Origin of the sequence: Ruegeria sp. HKCCD6157, from assembly GCF_013110685.1 — a bacterium.
In the GTDB taxonomy this organism is placed as follows: Bacteria; Pseudomonadota; Alphaproteobacteria; order Rhodobacterales; family Rhodobacteraceae; genus Ruegeria.
The window spans coordinates 1-4,448 of sequence record NZ_WVRB01000018.1 but is presented as its reverse complement, the minus strand read 5'-3'; the positions used below and the strand labels follow the sequence as shown (position 1 = coordinate 4,448).

General features: G+C 63.8%; 3 protein-coding genes. All 3 read right to left on the bottom strand.

Annotation, left to right across the window (positions count from 1 at the left end):
* The 3 genes from gcvP to gcvT all read right to left on the bottom strand — a co-directional run bounded on the left by gcvP (position 1) and on the right by gcvT (position 4,448).
* Positions 1 to 2,856 (bottom strand): aminomethyl-transferring glycine dehydrogenase, encoded by a 2,856-nt coding sequence (gene gcvP, locus GS612_RS20405; RefSeq protein ID WP_171642789.1) that lies wholly within the window; start codon positions 2,854 to 2,856, stop codon positions 1 to 3.
* 114 nt (positions 2,857 to 2,970) lie between these two features.
* Complete coding sequence (gene gcvH, locus GS612_RS20400) at positions 2,971 to 3,336, bottom strand: glycine cleavage system protein GcvH (protein ID WP_171642788.1); 366 nt, start codon at positions 3,334 to 3,336, stop codon at positions 2,971 to 2,973.
* A 17-nt stretch (positions 3,337 to 3,353) separates the two neighbouring features.
* Positions 3,354 to 4,448, bottom strand: a complete 1,095-nt coding sequence (gene gcvT, locus GS612_RS20395; RefSeq protein WP_171642786.1) for a glycine cleavage system aminomethyltransferase GcvT — start codon at positions 4,446 to 4,448, stop codon at positions 3,354 to 3,356.

The following is a 4,448-nucleotide window of genomic DNA, read 5'->3' as shown; positions in this document are numbered from 1 at the left end:
CTATTCCGCGGCGTCTTCGTATGCGTCCATTGGGGGGCATGTGCAGACGAGGTTTCTGTCGCCATATGCGTTGTCGACGCGGTTGACGGGGGACCAGTATTTGTCGACGCCCATGGAGCCCGGCGGGAAGCAGGCTTGTTCGCGGGTGTAGGGGCGGTCCCAGTCGCCGACCAGATCGCGCACCGTATGGGGGGCGTTTTTCAGCGGGTTGTTTTCCGCGTCGATCTTGCCGTCGATGATGTCCTGCGCTTCCGAGCGGATCGACAGCATGGCGTCACAGAAACGGTCCAGTTCGGCCATGGGTTCCGATTCTGTGGGTTCCACCATCAGGGTGCCAGCCACCGGCCAGCTCATCGTCGGCGCGTGGAAGCCTGAATCGATCAGGCGCTTGGCCACGTCATCGACGGTGACATGCGCCTCGGCGTCCAGCGGCCGGGTGTCGAGGATGCATTCATGCGCCACACGCCCCGTTTCCGAGGTGTAGAGGATCGGATAGGCATCCTTGAGCCGCGCCGCGATGTAGTTGGCGTTCAGGATCGCCACCTTGGTCGCCTGCGTCAGACCCGCGCCGCCCATCAGCAGCACATAGGCCCAGGACACGGGCAGGATCGAGGGCGAGCCGAAGGGCGCTGCCGAGACCGGACCCACGGCGGTGCCGTATTCCGGGTGGCCGGGCAGGTGTTCCTCAAGATGCGCTTTGACGCCGATCGGACCCATGCCGGGGCCGCCGCCGCCATGCGGGATGCAGAAGGTCTTGTGCAGGTTCAGGTGGCTGACATCGCCGCCGATATCGCCGGGGCGCGACAGGCCCACCATGGCGTTCATGTTGGCGCCGTCGATATAGACCTGACCGCCGTGATCATGGGTGATCTGGCAGACCTCCTGCACGGTGGTCTCGAACACGCCATGGGTCGACGGGTAGGTGATCATGCAGGCGGCCAGATGATCCGAGTGCTTTTCCGCCTTGGCGCGGAAGTCGGCGACATCGATATTGCCGTTCTCATCCGCCTGCACCGGCACGACCTGCCAGCCCACCATCTGCGCCGAGGCCGGGTTGGTGCCATGGGCCGAGGTCGGGATCAGGCAGACATTGCGGTGCCCTTCGCCGCGCGCAAAGTGATAGTTGCGGATCGTCAGCAGGCCCGCATATTCGCCCTGCGCGCCCGAGTTGGGCTGCTGGGAGATCGCGTCATAGCCGGTGATCTGGCACAGCTTGTCGTTCAGATCGGCGATCATCTCGTGATAGCCCTGCGCCTGATCCTGCGGAACAAACGGGTGCAGGTTGCTGAACTCGGGCCAGGTGACCGGGATCATCTCGATCGTGGCGTTCAGCTTCATGGTGCACGATCCCAGCGGGATCATCGCCCGGTCCAGCGCCAGATCGCGGTCGGCCAGACGGCGCATATAGCGGGTGATCTCGGCCTCGGCCCGGTTCTGGTGGAAGATCGGGTGGGTCAGATAGGCGCTTTCACGCAGCGCATAATCCGGCAGGCGGTATTGCTTGTTCGAGCTGTCATCCTTGCGGTCGATGCCGAAGGCGCCCCAGACCGCCTCGATCGTCTCGGGGCGGGTCTGTTCGTCCAGGCTGATGCCGACGCGGGTCTCGCCCACCTTGCGCAGGTTGACGCCGCGCGCCACGGCGGCCTCCATCACCGTCTTCTGCAGGTGGCCGACCTCGACCGTGATGGTGTCGAAGAACACCTCGGGTTCGACCGAGAAGCCCGCCTCTTCCAGACCGGCGGCCAGGCGCGAGGTCTTGCGGTGCACCGACTGGGCAATCGCCTTGATGCCGTCGGGGCCGTGATAGACCGCATACATCGAGGCAATCACCGCCAGCAGCGCCTGCGCGGTGCAGACGTTCGAGTTCGCCTTCTCGCGGCGGATGTGCTGCTCGCGGGTCTGCAACGACAGGCGGTAGGCCTTGTTGCCGCGGCTGTCGATGGACACACCGATGATCCGGCCCGGCATGGATCGCTTCAGCTTGTCGGTGGTCGCCATATAGGCAGCATGGGGCCCGCCATAACCCATCGGCACGCCAAAGCGCTGGGTCGAGCCGATGGCGATATCCGCGCCCATCTCGCCCGGTGACTTCAGCAGCGCCAGCGACAGGATGTCGGCGGCGACGATGGCGATGGCCTTGTGTTCATGCAGCGCGGCGATCTCGGCGGTGAAGTCGCGCACATGGCCATAGGTGCCCGGATACTGGAAGATCGCGCCGAATACCGCGCCCGCGTCCAGCTGATCCGGGTCGGCGACCTGCACGTCGATGCCCAGGGGTTCGGCCCGGGTCTTGATCACCGCGATGGTCTGCGGGTGGCAGTTGCGGTCCACGAAGAAGGCCGCGTTGTTGGCCTTGGACCGGCCGCCGCGCTTGGCCATCGCCATCGCCTCGGCCGCCGCGGTCGCCTCGTCCAGCAGCGAGGCGTTGGCCACGTCCAGCCCGGTCAGGTCGCTGACCATGGTCTGGAAGTTCAACAGCGCCTCGAGCCGGCCCTGGCTGATCTCGGGCTGATAGGGCGTGTAGGCGGTGTACCAGGCCGGGTTTTCCAAGATGTTGCGCAGGATCGGCGCAGGCGTGGTGGTGCCGTAATAACCCTGACCGATCAGCGAGGTCAGAACCTTGTTCTTGCCCGCCACCTGTTTCATGTGGAACAGCGCATCGCGTTCCGTCATCGCCGGACCCCAGTCCAGCGGCTGTTTCTGCCGGATCGCCGGGGGGACGGTGGCGTCGATCAGTTCGTCCAGCGTCTTGAAGCCGATCACCTTGAGCATGTCGCGCATCTCGGTGGGCGACGGGCCAATGTGGCGGCGGTTGGCGAAGTCATAGGCTTCGTAGTCGGTCAGTTTGAAGGCCATTGCAGCGCTCCTCACGGATAGGTCAGGGCCGGCGGAGACTGCGGGAGCCTCCGGCGGGAGTATTTGGAAAAAGATGAAGCGGTGGAGCCCCAAGAGCGGGGCTTCGGGTTTGGGTTAGCCGATGAAGGCTTTGTATCCGGCCTCGTCCATCAGGTCCTCAAGCTGCGATGGATCCGCAATCTTGACCTTGTAGATCCAGGCTTCGCCTTCGGGGTCTTCGTTCAGCGCGCCGGGGTTGTCGGCCAGCGCCTCGTTCACTTCGACGATCTCGCCATCGACCGGAGCATAAAGCTCGGACGCGGCCTTGACGGATTCGATCACGCCGATCTCGCCGTCTTTCTCGAACTCGTCGCCCACTTCCTGCTGCTCGACAAACACCACTTCACCCAGCTGTTCAGCCGCGTGTTTGGTGATGCCCAGCGTGGCGGTATCGCCCTCGACGGTCAGCCATTCATGCTCTTCGGAATAATAGGTTGCCATGTCTCTCTCTCCTGACTTCAACGCTTGTAATTCTGTTTGACGAAGGGCAGCGCCACGATTTGCGCCGGTTGCGCCTTGCCCCGGATGATCAGGTTCACCTTCTCGCCCGGCGCGCCATGGCCCGCGGACACATAGCCCATCGCGATCGGGCCACCTACCGTCGGGCCAAAGCTGCCCGAGGTGATCTGACCGATGGTGTTGCCTTCGGTGCACTGGATTTCCACGCCCTGACGCGCCGGCGCGCGGCCGTCGGGCTTGATGCCCACCAGCTTGCGCGATGCGCCTTCGGCCAGTTCGCGCTGGATACGTTCCGCGCCCGGAAAACCGCCTTCTTCCTTGCGGCGCTTCTGGATCGCCCAGGCCAACGAGGCCTCAATCGGCGAGGTGCTCTGGTCGATGTCATTGCCATACAGGCACAGCCCCGCCTCAAGCCGCAGGCTGTCGCGCGCGCCCAGACCGGCGGCCTCGCAATCCTCATGCGCCAGGAAGGCCCGTGTGATCTCGATCGCCTTGTCCTCGGGGATCGAGATCTCGTACCCGTCCTCGCCGGTATAGCCCAGCCGCGAGATGCGGCATTCGACGCCCATGATATCGGCCAGGGTGGTTTCCATGAACTTCAGGTCACGGGCCGCGGGGCAAAGATCACCCACGACGTTTTCCGCCGCAGGACCCTGAACCGCCACCAGCGCGCGATCGAAGATCTCGGTCACGTCGACGCCTTCAAGGTGCTCGCGCATATGCGGAATGTCCTGATGACGCAGCGCCGCGTTCACCACCACGAAGTAGTGATCCCCTGCATTCGACACGATCAGGTCGTCCATGATCCCGCCTTCCGCGTTCGTAAAGAACCCGTACCGCGCCTTGCCTTCCTTCAGCGTCGCATAGGCCTGCGGGCACAAAGCTTCCAGCTTCTCACCCACATTCTCACCGCGCAGGATCACCTGACCCATGTGAGACACATCAAACAACGCCGCCTTCTCACGGCACTGCTTATGCTCTCCCATGATCCCCAAAAGATACTGAACAGGCATCTCCCAACCAGCAAAATCAACCATCTTCCCGCCAAGCTCGACGTGCAAAGAGTGGAGAGGCGTGCGCTTCGGTGTGGTCAT

Bases quoted from the DNA above. Each gene is read 5' to 3' on its own strand.
- gcvP (WP_171642789.1), bottom strand. From the start codon at position 2,856: ATGGCCTTCAAACTGACCGACTACGAAGCCTATGACTTCGCCAACCGC.
- gcvH (WP_171642788.1), bottom strand. From the start codon at position 3,336: ATGGCAACCTATTATTCCGAAGAGCATGAATGGCTGACCGTCGAGGGC.
- gcvT (WP_171642786.1), bottom strand. From the start codon at position 4,448: ATGACCACACCGAAGCGCACGCCTCTCCACTCTTTGCACGTCGAGCTT.